This is a genomic window from Vibrio sp. 1F169, assembly GCF_041439605.1.
Classification (GTDB): Bacteria; Pseudomonadota; Gammaproteobacteria; order Enterobacterales; family Vibrionaceae; genus Vibrio; species Vibrio tasmaniensis_A.
Window position 1 is genome coordinate 1 of sequence record NZ_JBGOOI010000166.1, and the last position, 1,410, is coordinate 1,410.

Below are 1,410 nucleotides of genomic sequence, written 5' to 3' on the forward strand. Positions count from 1 at the left end.
CTGGATTGTCTTGAGAGCTGATACAGCTCCGAGCCAAACAACATCCCAGTACGACCATAACGCTCATCGTCGGAGGTGGTGAAAATGCCTTCCACACCTTCGGCCATCCCCACCATGATAGAAGAGAAAAAGTAAGTAGGCACGGCCACGAGGTAAGGGACATTATCCACCTTGTAAGCCTTACCCGGTTGCGTCTTATCAATGATGAGCATGTCGGCTTTCATGTTGATAAGAAACAGGGGTACGGCAAAGAACACCACCATCCATTTGATGAGGTCTTTGGGGTTACGTGACAGCATGAAGATAAACAAACTGGTGATAAGCCCCAGCATCATGCACATCTGTAAGTAATCCCCAAAGGTATTGGTTCTAAAAAAAGTGGCCAGCGCATTAAAGGCTTTGTTGACCACTTCGCCGGAAGTGTAAGTGTAATATTCGAGTATCATAGGTCAGTTCCCATAAGCCGGGGTAGGTTTGGTGGTCGTGCTGATTTCTTTTGTGCTTTGCTGCGTGGTCTTTCTTTGCGAGTCAATCAGTTGATTGCGGTTGTTGAGCGCCTCAATGGCGTTCTCGGCCAGCCCCGCGGTAAAGCGTTTGGCGTTATCGATATCACGAGTGATGAGGGCGATGTCATCCTGGCTGTTGTTGGTGTTGGCCAAGGATTGGCGGGCAACATTTAACATGCTCACGAGGTACTGATTAAGCAGCTCCACCGCTATCATTCGCGAGTAGTTGCTGGTATCGGGGGTTTGATTGGCGGATAAGTCGTCAATAAAGAACTTGAGTACCGGCGTTTGAATCAGCTCCAGAAAACCCTCTTGTTGACGCGTGAGTCTTTGGTCGGTGGCTATCTTTTGCAGTATCGATTCCAGTTGTTTGCGTATCTGGTTTTGTATGCCGTTAGTTTGACTTATGGATAAGTTATTGCGCTTGGTAATGGTAATGCACGCATCTGGGCCTGTTTTGCGACACTGATAAACGTCAGCCTTGCCCCCTTCGAGCAGCACGTTGACGAGGTTGTTGTTGTCGGTCAAAAGGCTAGGGTAATAACGCGGATTGCCGTCTTTGTCGTACACGTAAGAGCCTGACAAACTCATCATGAATTGCGCTAGATTTTTGTCGGAGGACAAAAAAGCGTTATTCATGATCGCAGACCAGACCACGTTGTGATTGGTTTGGGTCATGTCTTTCAGGGCTGGATCCTTTTTGGCGTCCTTTAGCTGACCCGCTGCTTTGCCTCCTGCGCCACATTTCTGCTGCCCTTGAACCCAATCTGAGAAGGCGTTGTTTTGTGTACCAAGCGTCGCGCAGACATGCTTTTTGGTAGCAGGAGCGGCAAAGGCGGCCAGTCCACCGATGGACGCTTGCGCGGCTTCACAAGAGTTCACCGATTGATTGAGATATTTGTCG

At 49.1% G+C, this 1,410-nt stretch carries 2 protein-coding genes; both read right to left on the minus strand.

The annotated features are described in order from the left end of the window. Window positions 1-446, minus strand: a 446-nt coding sequence (locus ACED53_RS23365; RefSeq protein ID WP_017098144.1) for a conjugal transfer protein TraG N-terminal domain-containing protein, incomplete at its 3' end; no start/stop codon positions are given. A 3-nt stretch (window positions 447-449) separates the two neighbouring features. Continuing rightward, a partial coding sequence (locus ACED53_RS23370; RefSeq protein ID WP_371715326.1) for a conjugal transfer protein TraH occupies window positions 450-1,410 on the minus strand: 961 nt, incomplete at its 5' end.